The sequence below is a fragment of the Pleomorphochaeta sp. DL1XJH-081 genome (genome assembly GCF_049310885.1).
GTDB lineage: Bacteria > Spirochaetota > Spirochaetia > Sphaerochaetales > Sphaerochaetaceae > CAYZJV01.
In genome coordinates, this window is the sequence record NZ_JBMDYO010000003.1 from 141763 (window position 1) to 162006 (window position 20244).

Genomic DNA, 20244 nt, shown 5'->3' on the forward strand with positions numbered 1-20244 from the left:
GTCAACTCTCCTTCTTCTTAGTTTTTTTAGCTTTCATGCTTGCCAATTCAGCCTCGATCTCTTCGTCGTTCTCCATCTGAGAGAACTCCTTCTCCTTGGAGAGCCCAGCTCCGGAGAATCCTGCCATCTCGGCATCAGCCTCCATCCTCTCAATCTTCTCTTCAAGCTCGGAAAATTTCCGGTAGGTGGCTTCGGCATTGATCTGCTTGAGTGTCTCCACTACTTTTTTCTTCTCTTTCGCGTGATATGCCCGCTGGACCAACATTCTCTGCTTATCACGAACCTCTTCCCGTTTCTCCTCCAACTTCACAATCTGTTCTTGCATAGAGTCGATGATGGATTGCATTTGCAGCAACTCTTCTTCGAGGGAAGCGAGTCGTCTCACCACCCGATTTTTCTCCACAAGAGCTTCACGTGCAAGATCGTCACGATCCTTTTCTACAGCGAGTTTGGCTCGATTTTCCCAGCGACCAAGTAGATCCTTTGCCTGCTTTATCTCCTGTTCGATGACTGCGCGATTTGCCATTTTTTCAGCTGTCGCACTCTTAGCTTCTACCAGTGTCTCTTCCATTTCCGTAAGCATGTAGCGGATCATTTTTTCTGGATCTTCGATCTTGTCGAGTTTTGCGTGGACATTGGCGTTTACGATGTCCTTCAGTCGTTTAAAAGTCTTCATATGTTCTCCTTTGCTCTCGGGCCACTTGTTGGCATCCGTGTAATTTCTTTTCGCAGACTGTTATTGCAATCATCGTGCCAACTTTTTGAAAACCTGCGTCCAATGCAGTTAAAATGAGGGAATTTCTGATTGGATTAACTATTTTGCCACGAAGATGGAAATAGGAAACCAATCTCATCAGGGTGAGTTGGTATTTTTCACCATTGCCCATGGGACGTTTAACCGATAGAATGTCGGCATGGGAACACTCTACATGGTGGCAACACCTATAGGTAATTTGGAAGATATTACGATGCGAGCATTGCAAACACTCCGGGATGTGGAAGTGATTGCATGTGAAGATACCCGACACACACAACGGCTACTCATACGATTCTCAATCCAGAAACGCCTGATCGCATGCCATGCTCATAACGAAGAGGCTTCCGCTGCCGGAATTATCAAGCTTCTGGGAGAGGGAAATTCTGTGGCATTTGTCTCCGACGCGGGAACACCGGGGATAAGTGATCCTGGGGCAAGGGTCGTCCAAGCTGTAAGGGCTGCAGGATTTCCCGTAGTACCTATACCGGGGGTCTCCGCCGTAGCTACATTGGTTTCGGTGAGTGGTTTTACAGGCAAGACTTTTACTTTTGAAGGTTTTCTTAGCCCCAAATCGGGACGACGGAAAAAACGGATGGAGCAACTGTTGGAACGTGGAGAAGCCTTCATACTCTATGAGTCACCGTTCAGGGTTGTCAAATTGCTAAAGGAATTGGCCGAATTAGCTCCCGATAGGAGAGTCCTTGTCGGTCGGGAAATGACTAAAGTCTATGAGGAGTTCTATGAAGGCACCGCAAGTGAAGTCGCTGCCAACTTCTCACAACGACAATCGGTAAAGGGAGAATTCGCCATCTGCATATCTCCACAAGAGACGGGGTTCGGAAAGTTACAGGAAGATTCATGATAACGTTGAAAAAACTCGCATCGCTCGGAGTTGGAACAAAAACGCGCAAATGCATCCGTCTACTGGAAGGAGCTATGGGTTCCCTACGGCAAGGAAAAACTATCGACTTTCACTATTATGAACACGTATTGTTATTGTTGTCCTCAACAGAGGACCAACGTGTGGCTGAAGTGACCCGTAGTGAGTGCACAAGACTTGCAGGCCAGTTTTCAATTTCAGTTTCACCTGAGAATCTTATATGGGATTTAGCCAACACAATCCACCTGCTTCATAACGATTTAGGAATAGACATGGCAGATTGGGATTTCTATGAAAGTGAAGAGGAATCCTTGGATAGTACACACCGTACCATATATCCCATGACCGTTGTACTCGATCATATCCGATCCCCATTCAACGTAGGTTCAATCTTCAGAACATCCGATTCTTTCGGAGTTGATCGGATCCTGTTGGTCTCACCATCTGCATCTCCAGAACATCCTCGCTCATTGAGGACAGCCCGAGGGTGTACCAAGACGGTACCTTGGCAAACATATGCACAAGAACAGGTAGTCGATAGTCTACGAGGTAAGAAAGTGTTTGCCATGGAGCTCGGGGGAACTGCGCTTTCCGATTTTGCATTCCCTGAAGAGGGTGTCATGATTGTAGGGTCAGAAGAGTTGGGAACCAGTCCTGAGCTCCTATCCATCGCTGACTCCTCGTTGGGGAGGGTAAGCATTCCTCTTGCCGGTAGCAAAGGCTCATTGAATGTTTCCGTTGCATTTGGGATAGTGTTGCAATCGTGGTATAGCCATGTTGCACAAAGGTGCTGAGGATATGGGATTATTTACCCCCAAACGGCTGACCGTACAAGAGAACTTTATCCGTATGACCGAGACGCCTGTCCCACACCTTATTGCCTCCTTAGCAGTACCAACAATTATCAGCATGCTTGTGACCACCTTCTACCATATGGCCGATACCGTATTCGTAAGCAGATTGGGAACACAAGCCAGCGGAGCCGTGGGTATTGTATTCGCCCTTATGTCCATTATCCAAGCCATCGGCATGACCTTGGGCCTCGGCTCTGGTAATTTTGTCGCACGGCTTTTAGGCGCTCAGGAGAATGAAAAGGCCAACCAGGTATTCTCTACTGCGTTTTTCACTGCTTTAGGTATTGGAGGTCTATTGTTGGTTGTAGGAGTGACGTTCCTCACACCTTTCATGCGGCTACTGGGTTCCACAGAAACCATTCTTCCCTATGCAAAGGATTATGGCGGGATCATCCTTTTCGGAGCTCCTTTCATGGCCGCCTCTTTTGTTATGAACACAAACCTAAGATCGGAGGGGAATGCGAGCTTGGGGATGCGAGGAATCGTTGTTGGTTCGTTGCTCAATGTTATTCTTGATCCAATTCTCATCTTTGTGGTTGGCTTAGGAATCAAGGGGGCAGCGATTGCTACCGTTTTCAGTCAGATTGTATCCTTCTCCATCTTGCTCTCTTTTTTTCTCAAGAAACGAAGTACCCTGCAACTCTCCATAAGCAACTTTCGCGCCAAGCGATGGATATATAGTGAGGTTTTCACTACCGGAATGCCAGCATTATACCGGCAAGGGATGGCAAGTGTTTCAATGATTGTATTGAACAATGTTGCCGCTCCTTTCGGAGATTCGGCTCTCGCTGCGATGACAATAGTAACGAGGACCATGCAATTTTTAGGTTCTGCACTCATAGGGTTTGGTCAAGGGTTCCAGCCGGTTTCAGGCTTCAGTTGGGGAGCGAAACGCCTAGACCGCCTACGAGAGGCTTTTCGGTTTTCCCTTACTACGGGTGTTGTAGGTTTTTTACTCTTAGGAACCATTGGGTTTGCATTCGCACCCACGATCATGCGTTTTTTTATTAAGACCGATCCCACAGTAGTAGAAATCGGTGCATTTGCCATGAGGATGCAATGTCTGGTAATGCCTCTGCAGGCAATGAATATTATTGTAGCTATGCTATTCCAGTCTATCGGTAAAGCAAGAGAGGCCTCATTGACGGCGCTTTCCCGGCAAGGACTATTCTTCATTCCTGTGGTTCTGACACTTCCCCATGTTTTAGGCATCCGGGGGATGCAGTTCAGTCAGCCGATAGCCGATGTAGCTACATTCATCCTCTCGGTTTATCTGGTCATTCGATTTTGGAAGCGACTTGGAAAGCTGCGTTAATCGTTGAAAATCAATTTTGAGGGCGCGAGATCTCGAATAGATCTTTTAGGCGATCTTCAATCGTCCTATTCAGCGTGTCCATGGGGAAGTTTCCCTTCTGGTTGCGGACTCCAGCAGGTCTATCGGTAAGGACTTGCATGCCTTCATCGATAGTCTGTACAGGATAGATATGGAACTCTCTTTTTCCTATTGCATCGATAATTTCATATGGTAGGATAAGACTCTTGATATTCTGTACGGGGATGATTACTCCAGGATGATTTTTCAGTCCAAGTCTTTTGCATACATTGTAGAATCCTGTGATCTTTTCATTAATTCCTCCGACAGGTTGCAATTCTCCCATCTGGTTGACCGATCCGGTAACCGCAATATTTTGCTTTATGGGGATATCGCCAATAGCCGAGAGGAGCGCATAAAGCTCACTTGAGGAGGCTGAATCTCCATCGATTTCGGCATACGATTGCTCAAAGCAGATTCCCGAGTAGATGGAGAGGGGGAAATTTCGGGCATATCGTTTTCTCAGGTAACCTTCTAGGATGAGCAGCCCTTTATCGTGGATTTCTCCTGAGAGACCAGCCTCATGTTCTATATTGACAATCCCTTCGGTTCCGGGTGCCACAGTTGCGCTGATGACTGTGGGTGTTCCGAATGACGATGGACCGCGATCCAAAACCGCCAACCCATTTACTACTCCTGTCTTATAGCCATCCAAGGCAATAATCATCTCTCCCGTCGCGATTTCATCGAAAATCCTATTCTCTGTTACGCTTGAGACGTAATCGCGTTCCCCCATGGCTTTTAGGACAACGTCTCTATCAATGGATGTTACTCCTAGGGTTGTCGCCCAATAATTGGATTCTCGTAGAAGGTCGGCAACAAGAGATAGTTGCGTGGTCAATTCATCACGAGACTCAGCGGTAAGAGAACTGAAACGGAGTAATTCACAGATCGCATTATCTTCTACTGGTAGTAGTTTTTCTTCCTGTACAACCATACGGATAAAACCGATACATCCTGCGATATTCTCTTTTGTTGCTGGCATGGTGTAATCGAACTCCGCCGACACTTTGAAAAGCTTGAGAAAATCCAGATCATGCTCACAGAAGGATTCATAGGAATCTTCACTACCGACCAGTATGACTTTCAGTGCCAAGGGAACCGGTTCTGGTCGGATGCCAGCAGACTGAGAGGATTTCGCGGTATTTTGGATTACCAGAGCGCTGGTAGTCAAAAAACGCTTGAAGGCTTCCCAGAGACCCTCAACGGTAAGCATCTCTTCCGCACTGATGACGATATAACCCCCCGCCGCACGAAGTAGGGAGCCGGCATGTATTGCAAGAAAGGGGAGGTATCGGTCATCTCGGACATCACCCGGAGTATCGAGAGTTCCAAAGAGATTTGCGAATGTAGGATGGGTTTCGAATAACAACGGGCGTTCGGTGACTTTGTCCTGATCTACCAGAAGATTCACACTATAGCGTTGGAAGAATGAACCGTTGGGAATATCCTGAGGCTCCTTTCCAATAAAGAGGAAGGCTTGCTCCATAAGATCCTGTTCGATAGCTCGAAGGTGATTAAGCACAATAGGGTCGGTAAACCGTTTATGGATGGAGGAGAGGAGTTTCTGTGCAATAGATGACAGGGTTTTTCCATCCAGCTGGGACTGTGATTGTAGTATTGTGGTAATCTCTTGTTTTAGTTGAGAGATGAACTCCTTCATCGCAAGAGAGAAGGCTTTTCCTTCCCCAGGATTGAAGGTGAGTACGATAGGCGAATCGGGATGCCGGAAGTTATGGACGAAAGCAATATCGCGCAATTGGGAAGTGTCTGTCACATAAGGGGCGGTAGCTAGTCGGATAGCAGTCGATCGACCTGTTCCGGGGTCTCCGCTGACGAAAATATTGTAGCCCTTACCGGAAATTGCAATTCCCATCTCCAATGCACGCATAGCTCTTGGTTGCCCGATTATCGCGGGATGGTCGGGTATCGTACCGCATGATTCGACTATTGAAGGATCGTATGTGAAGCTTGCCTCGTCTGCTGTGAGCTCACGACGAGTGAACCGTAAATCTGCCATGAGGCTCACTATAGGTGGTGGAATAATTGATGTCAACTCTCTATACTGTCACTATGAAGATTGAAGTGCTTACGGAATATATACGTACCAGGTTGAACCTTGACGAATTCTCCTCCGTCGATGTCTCCATGAATGGCTTGCAGGTAGGGCGACCCGGTAAGGACGTGCATCGCATCGTTTGTGCTGTAGATGCATCCCTCGCTACGTTCGAAAAAGCTGTGGAGATGAAGGCTGATGCAATTTTTGTCCATCATGGATTATACTGGGGAAAGCCAATTCCAGTAACAACCATGCACTACCATCGCATAGCCACGCTCGTTGGGAATGATATCGCCCTTCTGGCTGCCCACCTTCCCTTGGATGCCCACCCGACATTGGGAAACAATGCAACAATGGCCTCGATATTAGACCTAAAAGAGGTCGAACCATTCGGGATGTACCATGGAGTGAATATCGGATACAAAGGAATATTACCCAATCCTCTTGGCGCAGATGAGATAGCTGCTAAACTTGGTTTGGGACCAGAGACCGGATTGCATATCCTTCGGTTTGGCAAAGAAAAAATCTCATCTTTGGGAATAGTATCCGGAGGTGCCGCCAATGAAGTACAGGAGGCTATCACCTTGGGACTTGACGCCTATGTGACCGGAGAGCCTTCCCATACCATGCATTCCTACTGCCAGGAATCGAAGATCACCATGATCTGCGGAGGCCATTATGCTACAGAAATATTCGGAGTTCAGCAGATGGCTACATATTTTACCCAAGAATTAGGCCTAGAAGCATCCTTTATTGCGCTTCCCACGGCACTGTAGTAGGATTATGCCCACTATGGAAAAAAGGAACAGAGAACGTCTTTTACCGTTTATTTTGTCGGCTATCATCATCATACTTGACCAGCTTACTAAAGCTTGGGTTGTTGCTACTATCGAACAAGGAACCGTGAAGTATTCCTTCCTTTCAGATTTTTTATGGATTTGCCATGTACGCAATTCTGCAATTGGATTCAGTTTAGGAGATGGGTTACCAGAAGGTGCAAAGAGGCTGTTGTTTATCCTTCTTCCGTTGGTGCTACTGGTGTTGCTTGGGTTCTATCTGTTTCGTTCCCATGATTTGAAACCTTTTCAGCGATGGATGCTTGGTGGAATCATCGGTGGTGGGATCGGGAATGTGGTCGATAGGATATTCCGTCCCGACTGGGTAGTGGACTTCATCAGTGTGAACGTCTATGGCTTATTCGGGTTCGAACGTTGGCCGACATTCAATGTTGCCGATGCCTCCATTGTCGTTACTGGAATTCTGCTCATGATAAACCTGCTATTTTTCGAGGGGCGGGGAAATAAGGAGGTTACCAATGAATAAGAAGCTAAACACCGTTTTGTTTGTCTTGGCAGCTACTGCTGTGAATATTGTAGTAATGGCGATACTTTTCATTGTCTGTATGGTGCTGATCGCTCGATTCGCAGATCCTGAAAGCCCCCTCATGCCTTTGTGGCTTGGACTCATGTTCATCGTTTCGATTGGGGGTAGTTTCTACCTCTATACTATAGCTATGCGTAGACTCACCAATAAATTTGATATGGAAAAGTATCTTGATCCCATATTCTTCAAAAAGCGGTCTCGAGGTCCGCGAGAAAGGCTGTAGCCATGGTCAATACACGTGTGCAACCTGTAGAACAGTTGCCTGATTGCTCTTGGTTTCCATTTTCCGATGAACCGGTAATTCAAGGGCTGTGGTATGTTCCTCGCCTGTCTTGCCCCGTATTTCTTTTCCCAGAAGAAACCCCTGATGGCAAATGGCATCTTTTTGCCCACTCTTGGCTTGGAATCCAACACTATATTTCCGGAAGTGGTATCATGTGGGAGCCAATGGGAGTTGTCCAGGTGAGGGGCAAATATCCTTTTATTTTCAAGGAGAAGGGATCCTTCCATATTGTCTACGAAAGACATGGAAAACCTATTCCATTTGTTGAGAAATTGACCAAGAGGATGCGTAAGTCGCATGTTGTCGGATCCCATATTGAAATCCGTAGCTCTAATGACTTGTCAATCTGGAGTGAGCCTAGAGTACTGCTTGAAGCCAAGGATATTCGGTCTTCTTCAGACTATTGGAAAAAGCCGGTATTAAGTCATCCCCAAATCTTGGGTGCTGAAGGGGGGTATCGGCTCTATGTGGGTTCTTCCAAGGTTGGTGAACATCCAGCCTCTACACGATATCTCTGTACTGCCTTCTCCGAGACGCTTGATGGAACCTACTCCCCAGAGTCTCAAATGCCAATGATGGAGGCTGTAGCTAACGATGAGTGGCGGAATCTTGGAGTAGGCCGGGTCAATGTCTATCGTGGCTCTGAGCATTATGTGGCTTTACAGAATGCCCGATATTGGAATAGGAAGCTAAAACGAGAAGCATCGGCAATCATCCTTCTAACGAGTTCGGATGGTTTGCAATGGCAACGTGTAGATGCCCCGCCGATCCTTGTCCCTGCTGAAAAGGGTTGGGCATCTGAACACATCATGACTTGTGATGTACGCTATAAACAGGATGAAGCTTGTTGGTACTGTTATTTCTCGGCAACCGGAGAACGACGATTTGGATTACTGCGAGAGTCAATAGGACTATTGATCGGAAAAGATCCAATTTTGAGGAAACCTGTGGATACTACAGATATCCTCTATGCCAACGATTGATTTCCATACGGAGTGAGTGTAATGGAGCCATCAAATGGATACATTGCCGAGCGAGTGCAGGAAACGAAAGCTTGCTTGCATACCTTTCATCGTTCATTGGTTAATGTTCCTCAACTCCTGCTGCAATAAACGATTTATCTGCCTTCCTAGCAACCTTGAGCTCCCTCTTTGCTTGTTTCCGAAGTTGTGATTTCGTAAACAGTTCAACCTGTTCGACCTGCCGTCCTCCAATGAATTGCATGATAGCGGATTCGGTCTCTTCTGAACCTGGTGCAGCGGGAAATGCAAGAAATCCGTGGACCGTATTCTTGCATTCGAGATATTTTACCGGAGTGTCGGCTGATGCAAGAGCTTCGGCATAGAGTCTTCCATCATCTAAGAGTGGATCGTTGTCGGCTGTAATGATCAGTGTAGGAGGTAGTCTGGAATGGTCCTTTGACAAAAGAGGCGAGAAATTCGGATTAAGGATATCCTTCGGTTCACTTTGGTAACTCTTGATAAAGAATTGCATTTCACGTCCGGTAAGGGTAGGGCTCTCTTTGAACTTGTTGAAAGAAGGAGTTCTTAACCTTCCATCAGTCAATGGGTAAATGAGTATTTGTCCGGCAATATGAGGGCCCTTCCGGTCACGTGAGAGTCTACTAACGACAGCTGCGAGGTTTCCTCCGGCACTATCGCCCATAACAAAGATCCTCTCAGGGTCGACTTTCCAATATCGAGCTCCTTGGGAAGCCCATATCAGTGTATTGTAGCAGTCTTCCACTGCTGCAGGGAATTTATTCTGTGGAGCGAGACGATAGTCCACAGATAATACTGCTGCATTGGTGATGCTTGCTATTCTGGCGCAGATGAAGCTGTATAGATCCATATTGCCCCAGACCCAACCTCCACCATGATAGAATATGATAAGAGGTCGAAGACTGGTAAGCTGTTTTGGAATATTATCACGGCGTTGGAAGAAGTATCCTGTCACTACCCCATCTTCTACAGGAATAATGTAGGTACTTGTCTCCACTTTCTTCGCAGGCTTTTTGAAAAGCCTGCGCGTAAGCCAATTGTTTGGGATCGAGCGGTTGTTCAACTCGGCAATCTGCTCTTCGGTCAACTCAGACCCATCGGTTTCGCCTATGATTTTCTTGGAAAGCGTAATCATACGAAGGAGTCTCTTGGAGATTGTATACTGTTGTTCTACCTTATCCTGCTGATCCATTGATTCTCCTTGCCCACTTTCTATCAGATTGTGAACGCCTCTTCTAGTGCTTTACGCATGATTTCACAGTCTGCGTCCTTGCCGGTCCACTCTTGGACTGCAATAGCACCCTGATAGACCAACATTCCCAAACCGTCTACAACAGTAGCTCCGGCATTCCTTGCACCCTTAAGAAAATTCGTGTCTACAGGATTGAAGACGACATCGGCTGCGATGCGGACTCCGGAAGTCTTAGGCTCCCAAGTGATCTCGAAGCCACCAGCAGGGTCGAACAATCCAACGCTAGTAGCTTGTACGATAAGATCATACTCTGCTCCTATCGTAAGAGTTCCATCGAAAGGAATGCTTTTGAGAGTTGATTTGACCTGTGGTCCGAGAGAGTCGATGATCTGTCTAGCCTTCTGAGTGGTCCGGTTGGCAATCGTAATCTTACTTGCGCCGTGGAGGGCTAATTCGGTAATAATCGCCCGGGCTGCACCACCTGCACCGATTACGAGCACATTCATTCCTTCTACTGGGGTAATATTGTCAATGGATGTGTGAAAGCCCTTTCCATCTGTGTTGTCGCCAATGTATTTCCCCGATTCGTCCTTGATGATGCAGTTTACAGCACCACTGAGTCGTGCCGAATCTGTCAGACCATCTAGATACTGGATGACTTCAACTTTGTGGGGGGCTGTTACGTTGGCACCAGTGAAACCTAAAGCTTTGATTCCCTCGATAGCCGATGCAAGATTATCCTTACTTACGGTACAGGTTAGGTATCTTGCTGGAAACAACATCGATTGGAAGGTCGCTTCCATCATAAGCTGTGTCGGATTTCCCACTACTGGGTCGCCTACACAACAAAACAATGATTCGAGCGGACCGTGCATCACAGCCTTGCGGCATAATAATTCATAATTCTTATCCATAGCTACCTCTCGAGACTATTTTTGGATTAATAATACCATTGTATAGCATTTCATGTGAGCTGTCATGTCTATTTTTTATCAGGGAAAAGGAATGGATACAAAAATTGGATTCCCCGAAACTTGGATGGAGAACGAGTCACTTCGACATTTATTGGATATACTCTGCTGTTGCATCGAAATCGGATAGTTTTTCAATTCCCAAAAGAGGTTCTCCGAGGAGACCGAGGACTCTCCACACGCTGTGGCGGGGATGATCGAGACCGGAGCATTCGGGAGCATCGTGAAATCGGATCTATCCTTTACTAAATACATACGCTCCCTTGCGGTAATCCACAATTTTGGAGGGCCATAGGTTGCAAATAGGGTATAGAGGTGCAAGAGGTGATCAAAACGGCCTTCGCCTCCGCCGACGAGAATATAGGAATCGATTCCTTTAGCGGTTATGTGTTGCAGAATTGCCTCTGTATCGGTGATATCTTTTTCTTTGGGAAGCCGGGTATGTGCGATGTTCTCTAGTAATTCGATTCCACTGATGGAGTCAAAATCGCCGATTGCTTCATCTACTTCATAACCGAGGGCTATGGCAGTATCAATCCCACTATCGGCGGCACAGATGAATGAGCAAGGGGGAATAAGTGACTTATCGAAACCGGAAACAGGTCCTTTTCCACCGGTGAATACCAATGCACACTTTTTCATGCCGGCATGGTACCATATGGTGCCTGGTTCTGTATATCAGCTTGGGAACCGGGCAAATCTAGTTACAAAGGGTCTATGCTATTGCTTTAGTCTTTTAATGTGAAAATAGGTATGTCACTTTGATTAACGGGATATAAAGAAACCGCCGTTTGTAGCGGCGGCTTCTCTGGTGATCTTCGAAAGGAAGACGCGTAATTAGAATTTGAACTTGGCGGTTACGCCGATAAGGCCAGAATTCTTTAATCCATCCTCGGAGAAGTAGTAATCAGTGTTGTCGAAGAAATCTTCCAAATCGTCGACAAAATAGTTTGCCTCTACACCAACACTAAGCCAGTCAAGAATATTCAAGTCGACTCCGCCCCTGACGTTGAATCCAAATGATTCTTCATCGGTATAGGTGTCATCTTCAGTGATGTAACCCATGTATACTGGTCCAACCGCTGCATAGGGTTCAAGCAAACCCAAAGGGATTCTTGCCACAGCGTCAATCATATACATCATGAGGTAGGACATATCACCATAGATATCTTCCCACTCCGCCAAAACTAGCGCATCAGCAGAGATGCCCAGATAATCGCTGAGAAAGAATTCCGCACGGATACCTGGAACGTAGGAATCAGAATCTTCATTCTCCATCTCGTACCATGAAGCGTAGTTAGCCAAGCCAATACTTCCCGTGCTTGCTGCAAATACTGAAGCAGTCATGGCAACCATCAATACCAACACAACCAAAAGTGCCTTTTTACGCATTTTGTCCTCCTAAAATTTCAATACTATCAACAGTATTGTATGTGAACATTTCTTGTTACACAACAAAAAAACACACAATATGTCAAAAGGTTATAATATTTCTAGAAAAATGCAATAAAAATATGTTCTATACCATTTTTATATTGGTCATACATTCGTTGAGAAAGGCGAGAAACTGCGATTCATAGCGTGTATGTAGCGAAAATACGAAATTGAACTCTCGGTTGACACTCCAGCCATCTATCGGTAATTCACACACCTGACCTTGCATGATTGCATCCTTGGCAGCCTCTTCATAGAGGAAAGAAATGCCCATATCATTTCCAACCAGTGTTTTGATTACATTCAGGTTCCCAATTTCATCGACATGTCGGAAACTATCCGTACTGAGACCCCGCTCGGCTAAGATCTGCTCAAAGACCGCTCTGGTTCCAGACCCTTTTTCACGAACTAACAACCGTTCAGATAGCAGCGAGTCCAAGGATGGTTTTGGGTGACGCAAGAGGCATTGCGATGAACAGATCGGTATGAACCTCTGGTTTGAAAATAGACGATACCCATATCTTTTTTTATCAAAAGCACCTTCGATGAACGCAAAATCTAAAAAGCCCGAATCAAGCATTGCCAACAAGTTTTCCGTATTATCCACATGCATGGTCAAATTCCTTGTAGGACGTTTTTCCATCAATCCTTTGAGAATCGGAGGAAGCGTAAATTCTCCTATCGTCAAAGTCGCTCCGAAATAAATATGTTGTCCATGTTTCTTATCGCGGAAATCTTGGGAAAAGCGTTTTATATCCACTTGCAGTGTTTGGACGAATTGCCTAAGATCCTCCCCTGCCTCAGTGAGTATGAATCGCCTACCCTCAATAACGAATAATGGTTTTCCCCACATCTCCTGTAGTGCGTGCATATGCTGAGAGACCGCAGGTTGCGTAATATTGAGATACTCGGCGGCTTTTGTGAAGCTCTTCTGGTCGCAGACTGCGAGGAATGTAATGATGCGAAAATCCAACATTTGTCACTCCATAAAATTTACTAATACATATATAATAAAATATAATTTGAAATTATGTAATTAAAATCATATGATACCCGACATGAATAAAGTTGTAAGTTTGGTGCCAGGAATCGTTGGTTCCATTATAGTTGCTATCATTGGAATGTTTCTCAGTTCTTTGGTCCCCGGAAACCTCGTTAGTGGGGGAGTGTTCGCCCTATTGGTCGGGATGGTCTTTCATCCTCTTTTAAATCGATGGCCTGTGCTGGTAAAGGGAATAACATTCACTGGGAAGCGGATATTGAAGTTCGCTATCATTGGGATGGGCGTTACTTTGAGTATTAGCCAGGTTGTCCAAGTTGGAGGAATCTCGTTGATAGTGATGACATTCACTTTGGCTACCGCGTTCGGTGGAGGGTACCTGATCGGAAAAATTCTGGGTATCCCATGGCGACAGTCATCTCTCATCTCAGCTGGAACCGGAATCTGTGGAGGGTCTGCAATTGCCGCTATTGCCCCAGTCATAGAGGCTGACTCTCAGGATATCGCGTATGCACTGTCTGCGACATTCCTTTTCGATATCCTTATGGTGGTTCTATTCCCTCTCATGGGGCGAGCTTTCGGCATGAGCGATCTAGGTTTCGGTCTTTGGGCGGGAACAGCGGTAAACGATACATCCTCGGTCGTTGCCGCAGGATATGCTTTCAGTGAAGCCGCTGGAAATTTCGCAATTGTAGTCAAACTTACGAGAACCCTCTCAATCGTTCCTGTAGTACTTATCTTTTCCTACATCCATATCCGGACTATGGCTAGACAATCCCAGCATGAAAAAGATATCGCCACATTCTCATTGAAACGTGTCTTCCCCTGGTTTGTCTTAGTGTTCCTTGTCGTTGTAATATTCAATAGCGCTGGATTATTCTCTGAAACTATTTCCTCATATATTGCTACCGCAGGAAAGTTCTGCATGGTTATGGCTTTAGGAGCTATTGGCTTGAAGACAGATGCTAAATCCCTGTTGCGGAGCGGTCATAAGCCAATGCTACTCGGGCTGATTATCTCAACCGCTGTAGTCGTGGTTTCCTATCTTGTTCAATTTCTGTTGCATCAACTATAGGTACCTTAAGGATAAAAACATATTGAAACGAATCCACTTGCGTAAAAGAGTCCATCAGGGTAACATCGTTAGGTAACCGATATCCGGTTCGCATGAAAGAGAGGAGGTGCGTATGAGTACAGTGAGATCAATTTTAGACCAGAAAGGCAGTGAAGTAGTAACTGTCCTTCCAGCCGATACCCTGGCACAAGCTGTATTGAAATTGACCCAGCATCGTATTGGTGCAGTCTTGGTCTTGGATGAAAAAGGGGCAATCAAGGGAATCCTGTCCGAACGTGATGTTGTGAAACATCTTGCCGGTAGGATAGAGTTCTCCACGACGGTTCCTGTTTCCGATGTTATGACCAAAGGGGTTACTTACGTTAAGCCTCACCAGAGTCTGGATGAGTGCCTCCAGTTGATGACTACCGGTCGTTTCCGACACCTTCCTGTTGTCGATAATGATGCCGTAGTCGGAATTATTTCAATTGGAGATGTCGTGAAGGCTGTACTTGCCGACCGCGCATTCCAGATCGGACAACTTGAATACTATATCACCAACACCTTTTGACCAGTAGGTTGTAATGCTTGAGACGTTACTTTCGGTATTTCCCGTATTACTACTGTTTTTAGTTGGGTTTTCTCTGCAGAAGATCAGCTTTTTCTCTTTCCGTTCAATTGGAGAGATGAAGAAGCTGGTCTCGAATTTGGCATTGCCTGCCCTCATGTTCCAAGCTTTCGTGTCGATAGAAGTCGAGGCCAAATATCTCATTCTCGTTGTATTGGTATTTGTAACTTGTGCGATCATGGTATTTCTCGGAAGATTGATCGCAAAACCGGCAAAAATCGATTCTCCCTATTTCTCTTTGATGATGGGCGGCTTCGAGATGGGCATGTTGGGCTATGCCCTCTTTTTGGGATTGTATGGTGAACAGCACTTGGGAAAAATCGCTTTGGTCGATCTTGGACAGGTGGTGTTTGTCTTTTTCGTGCTCATGGCATTGCTGATCCGAGAGAGAGGGGATAGTGGTTCCGCCTCCGCCCTCCTTAAGCAATTCGTCACTAGTCCGGTACTCCTAGCGATTCTTGCTGGACTCATTGCAAGCGGACTCAAGCAATATGTCGAAGTAGGTCCATTTTTAGCCAGCCTCGGTGAATTCATCGATATGCTTAGCAGACTTACTGTTCCTTTGATTGCAATTACCATCGGGTATGGTATCAGTTTCCAGAAAGAGGGATTAGCGCTTTCACTTAAGACGATCATAGTAAGAAAGCTTATGGCTTTGGTGTTCGTCATTCTGCTCAATACGCTTATTGTAGATAAGCTACTTGGCATGGCTCCCATGTACCGTTATGCCATGATGGTTATGTTCCTTACCCCTCCTCCATTCGTCATTTCCATCTTTATGAAACAAGACGATAAAAAGAACATGGATTATGTTTCGAACACGCTATCTCTCGATACTGTTGTTTCTGTGTTGGTCATCATTATTGCAGCAGTGTTTTACGTCTGATCACCTTGGACAGAGAGTTCCATCAACATCTCCTTTTCTTTCACAAGCATGGTACGTGTTCCGGTAAAAGAAATGATTCCCTCATCTTCCAGTTGGTTGAGCTTCCGACTCAAGGTTTCCCTAGCCATTCCCAGGTAATTGGCCAAACCTTCCCGGCTGAGAGGTAGCGGAACTTCAACTCCATCTTTGGTAGTTTGACCATAGGTTTCCATAAATTCCAGGAGCATCGATGCTATACGCATTTCAGCATTCCTGCCTCCCATACTCTGGACGATCAATTCTAAGTGTCGCATTCTATGAGCCATAGCCTCGATCAATTCAAGAGCGACCTCGTGATGGGTGGCTAGCAATTGCATCAACTGTGATTTCGAGAGAATACATACATGAGTATCTTCCAAAGCTTCGACCGAGTAGGGTACGGCATCTTCCGTGAATAAGAAACGAGCTCCAAAATAGTCATGGGTAGGGAAAATATATAAAATCTGTTCTCTACCATCGGCAGTTATCCGGTATGCTTTTGCACTTCCTTGCTGTATCACCGTGAAGCCAAGTGGATTTTCCCCCTCTCTCACAATAGCTTCCCCTTTCTTGAATGAGACATGCTTCATCTGAGTTGTGATGGTAGCAAGGCTGTCATGATCCAAGCTGGCGAACAACGGTACTTTGCTCAAACAAAGATCGTTCAGGCATGCGCAGGAAATTCTTGTATGGTTCATTTGAACCTCCCACTCAAAGATAGCAGAGCCGACACATTTGGGCTACCTAAGATGTGATTTGAATCACAGTAATGTTCTTTTCCTCATGGTACACCTGTTATCGATAGGAGAGTTATCATGAATACTAGAAAGTTCATTGTAGATAATTACACACCGTATGATGGTGATGAGTCATTTCTTACTGATCCCACATCAAGGACGATCGAGCTTTGGGGAAAGCTTTCATCGTTATTGAAGACTGAACGTGAGAGAGGGGGCATGTATGATATCGATAGCGAAACCATCTCCACGATCACAAGCCACGATGTCGGATATATTGATAAAAATTTGGAAACGATCGTCGGATTACAAACAGATGAGCCTCTGAAACGAGCTATTATGCCATTAGGGGGCATTAGGTTGATCCATACAGAATTGGAGGCGTATGGTAGGAAAGTTCCTGAACGTGTCCAGGACATTTTTACTTTTCGTAAAACACATAACGATGGAGTGTTTGATGCCTATACTGATGAAATGAAGCTGGCTCGACATAGTGGCATTATTACAGGCTTGCCTGATGCCTACGGACGGGGCCGGATTATTGGAGACTACCGTCGTGTCCCCCTATTTGGTACGGCTGCATTGGTAGAACACAAGATCCAAGCTAAGAAAAATGCCTATTTCGATGTCATGGATGAGAAGACGATCCGTGTCCGGGAAGAGATCAGCGAGCAGATCAGGGCTTTGAAAGAACTGACTGAGATGGCATCTTCCTATGGCTTCGATATCACTCGTCCGGCCGAAAACACCCAAGAGGCGATCCAGTGGCTTTATTTCGCATTCCTTGCCGCTGTCAAGGAACAAAACGGTGCAGCGATGAGTTTGGGTCGAGTTTCGACTTTCTTGGACATATATGCCGAAAAGGATCTAGTTGAAGGTAGATTCAGTGAATCCGAGATTCAGGAAATGGTGGATCACTTTGTCATGAAACTCAGAATTATACGATTCTTACGGACTCCTGCCTATGACGAATTATTTAGTGGAGATCCGACATGGGTAACCGAAACTATCGGGGGAATGGCGGAAGATGGACGGCATATGGTCACCAAGATGAGTTACCGGTTCCTCCATACACTTACCAACCTCGGACCAGCCCCGGAACCTAATCTTACCGTCCTTTGGAGCGAACGTCTGCCCGATTCGTTCAAACGGTATTGTGCTTCAATGTCCATTCAAACCTCGTCCATACAATATGAGAACGACGATCTGATGAAGCCAAAATATGGTGATGACTATGGCATCGCTTGTTGTGTGTCGGCAATGGCAATCGGGAAACAGATGCAATTCTTCGGTGCCCGGGTGAATCTTGCAAAAGCCTTGCTCTACGCGATAAATGGAGGAAAAGATGAGATCGATGGAAGGCAAGTCGGTCCGGAACTCGCTCCTGTCGGTGATGGTTATCTGGACTACGATGAGGTGAGTAGAAAGTTCGATACTATGTGTGATTGGCTATCCAAGCTCTACATCGACACTTTGAATATCATCCATTATATGCATGACAAGTACTGCTACGAACGTATAGAGATGTCTTTGCACGATGAGCAAGTTTTACGAACTATGGCTGGTGGAATCGCTGGTCTCAGTGTTGTGGCCGATAGCCTTAGCGCTATTAAGCATGCGAAAGTGAAACCGATCCGTGACGATCGTGGCCTAGTAGTCGATTTCTCGATTGAAGGAAGGTATCCTGCCTACGGAAACAATAATCCAGAGGTCGATTCGATCGCTGTCGATATTGTTGGGAGTTTCATGGATAAGCTACGCAGACACCACACGTATCGCGAGAGCCTTCCTACTCTTTCGGTACTTACCATTACCAGTAATGTAGTATATGGAAAGAAGACCGGATCTACTCCCGATGGAAGGAAGAAAGGAGAACCTTTCGCTCCTGGAGCAAACCCTATGCATGGGCGGGATACTAAGGGTTGTGTTGCAAGTATGAAGAGTGTTGCTGCAATTCCATATGATGAGGCCGAGGACGGTATCTCCTATACGTTCAGTATCGTTCCTGGCGCTCTGGGTAAAGAAAGGAACATCCAGGTGGAGAATTTAGTTACATTATTGGATGGTTATTTCCATGAGACCGGACACCACATAAATGTAAACGTACTCGATAGGGATGTGTTATTGGATGCTATGGAACACCCGGAACTCCATCCGCAACTGACTATCAGGGTGAGTGGTTATGCGGTCAATTTCATCAAATTGACAAGGGAACAGCAGATGGATGTCATCAATCGAACGTTCCACGAGTACCTTTAGGGAGGGCATTAACGTATGGGTATAAAAGGTCGTATCCACTCTGTGGAAACTTTCGGTACGGTAGATGGTCCAGGCGTACGTTATATTGTATTTCTCCAAGGGTGTGCTCTCCGTTGTAAATATTGCCACAATCCGGATTCTTGGCAGCTCTCTTGTGGGCAAGATGCCGATTCGGAGAAAATTGTTCAAGATATGCTCACCTATCGGTCTTTCATTCGTAGTGGTGGAATAACAATCAGTGGGGGGGAGCCATTACTCCAACCCGAATTTACCCTAGATATCATAAAGAGAGCACGATATTTTGGGTTACACACTGCCCTTGATTCTGCAGGGAGCGTACCTTTGGAACGTTCCAAAAAAGTTCTCGATGAAGTAGATATGGTGTTGCTGGATATTAAAAGCATCGACGATAGGGTTTGTTGGAGTCTGACTGGTCGCTCAAATATGGAAACCCTTGGAACACTGGATTATCTGGAACAGATCGGTAAAAGAGTATGGCTGAGACATGTATTGGTTCCCGGTTGGACATTGGATCGTGCTCAATTGGAGCGATTGGCTGATTATCTATCGGGGTATGGTTGTGTAGAATTGGTAGAATTGTTGCCTTTCCATAAGATGGGAGAATTTAAGTGGAAGGAGATGGGTCTCCAGTACAGTTTATTGGGAACTCCTGAGCCCTCTGATGAAGAGATTGGTATGGCAAAAGAGGTCATGGAAAGTCGTGGATTGAAGGTATTGATGCGCAATCATACGAGTGGATCCAAGGAGAAAAAAATCGGCTGAATATCTCCAAGCGGATCTGATTTTCATGATATACTAGTCATGAGTGAGGAGTACTTGCTATGGAAGTCAGACCAGATGAAGCAATGTTGGCTGCTGTAGAACAGGCGCGTATCAATATGAAGGCGCAATTCGGAGGACCTTTCGGTGCCACGATTATCAAGGATGGGCAGATAATTTCGGTGGCAGCAAATTCTGTTTTACGCGATCATGATCCGTCTGCTCATGCTGAGATTAATGCTATCCGAAAAGCGGGCGAAATATTGGGTACACATGATCTGTCCGGATGTGTTCTCTATGCGACAGGATATCCTTGTCCTATGTGTTTGGCAGCTATTATTTGGGCGAATATCGATACGGTATATTATGGGTGTGAAGCATGGGAGGCTGAAGAGATTGGTTTTCGGGATGATTTCATCTATCGGTTCATAGAAAATAAACGATCCGACGGTTCGGTTCTCAAGCTCATGCAGTTGGAGCACGATTCCTGTCGCGCCTTGTATGATTCCTATAGGAAGGAGTCTGGTAAGCTGTATTAGGGAGTGTGCAATGAAAAGAAATACCCGCCGATTCGGCGGGATTCTTTATGATGGAGGTAAGGGGATTCGAACCCCTGGCCTATAGATTGCGAACCTATCGCTCTAGCCAACTGAGCTATACCCCCGCATCTTTTGAATAGTATGCCAAGATGACCCC

21 protein-coding genes and 1 tRNA gene are annotated in these 20244 nt (G+C 45.9%); 13 read left to right on the top strand and 9 right to left on the bottom strand.

Annotated elements, in window-relative coordinates:
• Position 1: 1 nt before the first annotated feature.
• Positions 2–676, bottom strand: coding sequence for a PspA/IM30 family protein (locus ACODJP_RS07225; protein WP_422480000.1), 675 nt, complete (start codon positions 674–676; stop codon positions 2–4).
• 238 nt (positions 677–914) lie between these two features.
• Here ACODJP_RS07225 and rsmI point away from each other — a divergent pair, with 238 nt between their 5' ends.
• From rsmI to ACODJP_RS07240, 3 genes are read left to right on the top strand one after another with little or no spacing between them, the layout of a single operon-like run.
• The gene (gene rsmI, locus ACODJP_RS07230) at positions 915–1619 is read left to right on the top strand and encodes a 16S rRNA (cytidine(1402)-2'-O)-methyltransferase (protein ID WP_422480002.1); all 705 of its coding nucleotides are present in this window, start codon (positions 915–917) and stop codon (positions 1617–1619) included.
• A complete protein-coding gene (locus ACODJP_RS07235) occupies positions 1616–2431 on the top strand; it encodes a TrmH family RNA methyltransferase (protein ID WP_422480004.1) in 816 nt (271 codons plus the stop codon). Before rsmI ends, ACODJP_RS07235 begins: the two co-directional genes overlap by 4 nt.
• Positions 2412–3806 carry an MATE family efflux transporter gene (locus tag ACODJP_RS07240; protein ID WP_422480006.1) on the top strand — a complete coding sequence of 465 codons (1395 nt, stop codon included), beginning with the start codon at positions 2412–2414 and terminating at the stop codon, positions 3804–3806. The genes ACODJP_RS07235 and ACODJP_RS07240 overlap by 20 nt, the downstream gene beginning before the upstream one ends.
• A gap of 10 nt (positions 3807–3816) precedes the next feature.
• Here ACODJP_RS07240 and ACODJP_RS07245 read toward each other — a convergent pair whose 3' ends face one another.
• Positions 3817–5883 (bottom strand): Lon protease family protein, encoded by a 2067-nt coding sequence (locus ACODJP_RS07245; protein ID WP_422480008.1) that lies wholly within the window; start codon positions 5881–5883, stop codon positions 3817–3819.
• A gap of 53 nt (positions 5884–5936) precedes the next feature.
• On the opposite strand from ACODJP_RS07245, the gene ACODJP_RS07250 reads away from it, so the two are divergent.
• From ACODJP_RS07250 to ACODJP_RS07265, 4 genes are read left to right on the top strand one after another with little or no spacing between them, the layout of a single operon-like run.
• Positions 5937–6698 (top strand): Nif3-like dinuclear metal center hexameric protein, encoded by a 762-nt coding sequence (locus ACODJP_RS07250; protein ID WP_422480010.1) that lies wholly within the window; start codon positions 5937–5939, stop codon positions 6696–6698.
• Positions 6699–6714: 16 nt separating this feature from the next.
• On the top strand, positions 6715–7245 hold the full coding sequence (lspA, locus tag ACODJP_RS07255) for a signal peptidase II (protein WP_422480012.1): 531 nt from the start codon (positions 6715–6717) through the stop codon (positions 7243–7245).
• Positions 7238–7528 carry a leader peptide processing enzyme gene (locus ACODJP_RS07260; RefSeq protein WP_422480014.1) on the top strand — a complete coding sequence of 97 codons (291 nt, stop codon included), beginning with the start codon at positions 7238–7240 and terminating at the stop codon, positions 7526–7528. The genes lspA and ACODJP_RS07260 overlap by 8 nt, the downstream gene beginning before the upstream one ends.
• A gap of 2 nt (positions 7529–7530) precedes the next feature.
• A complete protein-coding gene (locus ACODJP_RS07265; protein WP_422480016.1) occupies positions 7531–8571 on the top strand; it encodes a hypothetical protein in 1041 nt (346 codons plus the stop codon).
• A 100-nt stretch (positions 8572–8671) separates the two neighbouring features.
• On the opposite strand, the gene ACODJP_RS07270 is transcribed toward ACODJP_RS07265, so the two are convergent.
• The 5 genes from ACODJP_RS07270 to ACODJP_RS07290 all read right to left on the bottom strand — a co-directional run bounded on the left by ACODJP_RS07270 (position 8672) and on the right by ACODJP_RS07290 (position 13162).
• Positions 8672–9781: an alpha/beta hydrolase gene (locus ACODJP_RS07270; RefSeq protein ID WP_422480018.1), complete on the bottom strand. Its 1110-nt coding sequence runs from the start codon at positions 9779–9781 to the stop codon at positions 8672–8674.
• Positions 9782–9804: 23 nt separating this feature from the next.
• Positions 9805–10695: a shikimate dehydrogenase gene (aroE, locus tag ACODJP_RS07275; RefSeq protein WP_422480020.1), complete on the bottom strand. Its 891-nt coding sequence runs from the start codon at positions 10693–10695 to the stop codon at positions 9805–9807.
• Between the two features lie 78 nt (positions 10696–10773).
• Positions 10774–11394 (bottom strand): thiamine diphosphokinase, encoded by a 621-nt coding sequence (locus ACODJP_RS07280; protein ID WP_422480022.1) that lies wholly within the window; start codon positions 11392–11394, stop codon positions 10774–10776.
• 195 nt (positions 11395–11589) lie between these two features.
• Positions 11590–12144, bottom strand: coding sequence for an outer membrane beta-barrel protein (locus ACODJP_RS07285; RefSeq protein WP_422480024.1), 555 nt, complete (start codon positions 12142–12144; stop codon positions 11590–11592).
• Between the two features lie 127 nt (positions 12145–12271).
• Entirely contained in the window at positions 12272–13162 is an 891-nt protein-coding gene (locus ACODJP_RS07290) for a LysR substrate-binding domain-containing protein (RefSeq protein WP_422480026.1), read from the bottom strand.
• Between the two features lie 82 nt (positions 13163–13244).
• Here ACODJP_RS07290 and ACODJP_RS07295 point away from each other — a divergent pair, with 82 nt between their 5' ends.
• The 3 genes from ACODJP_RS07295 (at position 13245) to ACODJP_RS07305 (ending at position 15754) form a co-directional block, all read left to right on the top strand.
• Positions 13245–14261, top strand: a complete 1017-nt coding sequence (locus tag ACODJP_RS07295) for a YeiH family protein (RefSeq protein WP_422480028.1) — start codon at positions 13245–13247, stop codon at positions 14259–14261.
• Positions 14262–14373: 112 nt separating this feature from the next.
• Positions 14374–14811 (top strand): CBS domain-containing protein, encoded by a 438-nt coding sequence (locus tag ACODJP_RS07300; protein ID WP_422480030.1) that lies wholly within the window; start codon positions 14374–14376, stop codon positions 14809–14811.
• 13 nt (positions 14812–14824) lie between these two features.
• Positions 14825–15754 (top strand): AEC family transporter, encoded by a 930-nt coding sequence (locus ACODJP_RS07305; protein ID WP_422480032.1) that lies wholly within the window; start codon positions 14825–14827, stop codon positions 15752–15754.
• On the opposite strand, the gene ACODJP_RS07310 is transcribed toward ACODJP_RS07305, so the two are convergent.
• Positions 15745–16470, bottom strand: a complete 726-nt coding sequence (locus ACODJP_RS07310) for a Crp/Fnr family transcriptional regulator (protein WP_422480034.1) — start codon at positions 16468–16470, stop codon at positions 15745–15747. The two genes, ACODJP_RS07305 and ACODJP_RS07310, sit on opposite strands and share 10 nt — an antisense overlap.
• Positions 16471–16587: 117 nt before the next feature.
• Here ACODJP_RS07310 and pflB point away from each other — a divergent pair, with 117 nt between their 5' ends.
• The 3 genes from pflB to ACODJP_RS07325 are packed head-to-tail and all read left to right on the top strand — an operon-like array spanning position 16588 to position 20087.
• Positions 16588–18768, top strand: coding sequence for a formate C-acetyltransferase (gene pflB / locus ACODJP_RS07315; RefSeq protein WP_422480036.1), 2181 nt, complete (start codon positions 16588–16590; stop codon positions 18766–18768).
• 15 nt (positions 18769–18783) lie between these two features.
• Positions 18784–19551 carry a pyruvate formate-lyase-activating protein gene (gene pflA, locus ACODJP_RS07320; protein ID WP_422480038.1) on the top strand — a complete coding sequence of 256 codons (768 nt, stop codon included), beginning with the start codon at positions 18784–18786 and terminating at the stop codon, positions 19549–19551.
• 59 nt (positions 19552–19610) lie between these two features.
• Positions 19611–20087 (top strand): nucleoside deaminase, encoded by a 477-nt coding sequence (locus tag ACODJP_RS07325; RefSeq protein ID WP_422480040.1) that lies wholly within the window; start codon positions 19611–19613, stop codon positions 20085–20087.
• A 51-nt stretch (positions 20088–20138) separates the two neighbouring features.
• Here ACODJP_RS07325 and ACODJP_RS07330 read toward each other — a convergent pair.
• A tRNA-Ala gene (locus tag ACODJP_RS07330) sits at positions 20139–20212 on the bottom strand.
• Positions 20213–20244 lie beyond the last annotated feature (32 nt).

Bases quoted from the DNA above. Each gene is read 5' to 3' on its own strand.
- pflB (WP_422480036.1), top strand. From the start codon at position 16,588: ATGAATACTAGAAAGTTCATTGTAGATAATTACACACCGTATGATGGT.
- ACODJP_RS07310 (WP_422480034.1), bottom strand. From the start codon at position 16,470: ATGAACCATACAAGAATTTCCTGCGCATGCCTGAACGATCTTTGTTTG.
- lspA (WP_422480012.1), top strand. From the start codon at position 6,715: ATGGAAAAAAGGAACAGAGAACGTCTTTTACCGTTTATTTTGTCGGCT.
- ACODJP_RS07305 (WP_422480032.1), top strand. From the start codon at position 14,825: ATGCTTGAGACGTTACTTTCGGTATTTCCCGTATTACTACTGTTTTTA.
- ACODJP_RS07250 (WP_422480010.1), top strand. From the start codon at position 5,937: ATGAAGATTGAAGTGCTTACGGAATATATACGTACCAGGTTGAACCTT.
- ACODJP_RS07265 (WP_422480016.1), top strand. From the start codon at position 7,531: ATGGTCAATACACGTGTGCAACCTGTAGAACAGTTGCCTGATTGCTCT.
- pflA (WP_422480038.1), top strand. From the start codon at position 18,784: ATGGGTATAAAAGGTCGTATCCACTCTGTGGAAACTTTCGGTACGGTA.
- ACODJP_RS07325 (WP_422480040.1), top strand. From the start codon at position 19,611: ATGGAAGTCAGACCAGATGAAGCAATGTTGGCTGCTGTAGAACAGGCG.
- ACODJP_RS07225 (WP_422480000.1), bottom strand. From the start codon at position 676: ATGAAGACTTTTAAACGACTGAAGGACATCGTAAACGCCAATGTCCAC.
- ACODJP_RS07260 (WP_422480014.1), top strand. From the start codon at position 7,238: ATGAATAAGAAGCTAAACACCGTTTTGTTTGTCTTGGCAGCTACTGCT.
- rsmI (WP_422480002.1), top strand. From the start codon at position 915: ATGGGAACACTCTACATGGTGGCAACACCTATAGGTAATTTGGAAGAT.
- ACODJP_RS07270 (WP_422480018.1), bottom strand. From the start codon at position 9,781: ATGGATCAGCAGGATAAGGTAGAACAACAGTATACAATCTCCAAGAGA.
- ACODJP_RS07290 (WP_422480026.1), bottom strand. From the start codon at position 13,162: ATGTTGGATTTTCGCATCATTACATTCCTCGCAGTCTGCGACCAGAAG.
- ACODJP_RS07280 (WP_422480022.1), bottom strand. From the start codon at position 11,394: ATGAAAAAGTGTGCATTGGTATTCACCGGTGGAAAAGGACCTGTTTCC.
- ACODJP_RS07295 (WP_422480028.1), top strand. From the start codon at position 13,245: ATGAATAAAGTTGTAAGTTTGGTGCCAGGAATCGTTGGTTCCATTATA.
- ACODJP_RS07235 (WP_422480004.1), top strand. From the start codon at position 1,616: ATGATAACGTTGAAAAAACTCGCATCGCTCGGAGTTGGAACAAAAACG.
- ACODJP_RS07285 (WP_422480024.1), bottom strand. From the start codon at position 12,144: ATGCGTAAAAAGGCACTTTTGGTTGTGTTGGTATTGATGGTTGCCATG.
- ACODJP_RS07245 (WP_422480008.1), bottom strand. From the start codon at position 5,883: ATGGCAGATTTACGGTTCACTCGTCGTGAGCTCACAGCAGACGAGGCA.
- ACODJP_RS07300 (WP_422480030.1), top strand. From the start codon at position 14,374: ATGAGTACAGTGAGATCAATTTTAGACCAGAAAGGCAGTGAAGTAGTA.
- aroE (WP_422480020.1), bottom strand. From the start codon at position 10,695: ATGGATAAGAATTATGAATTATTATGCCGCAAGGCTGTGATGCACGGT.
- ACODJP_RS07240 (WP_422480006.1), top strand. From the start codon at position 2,412: ATGTTGCACAAAGGTGCTGAGGATATGGGATTATTTACCCCCAAACGG.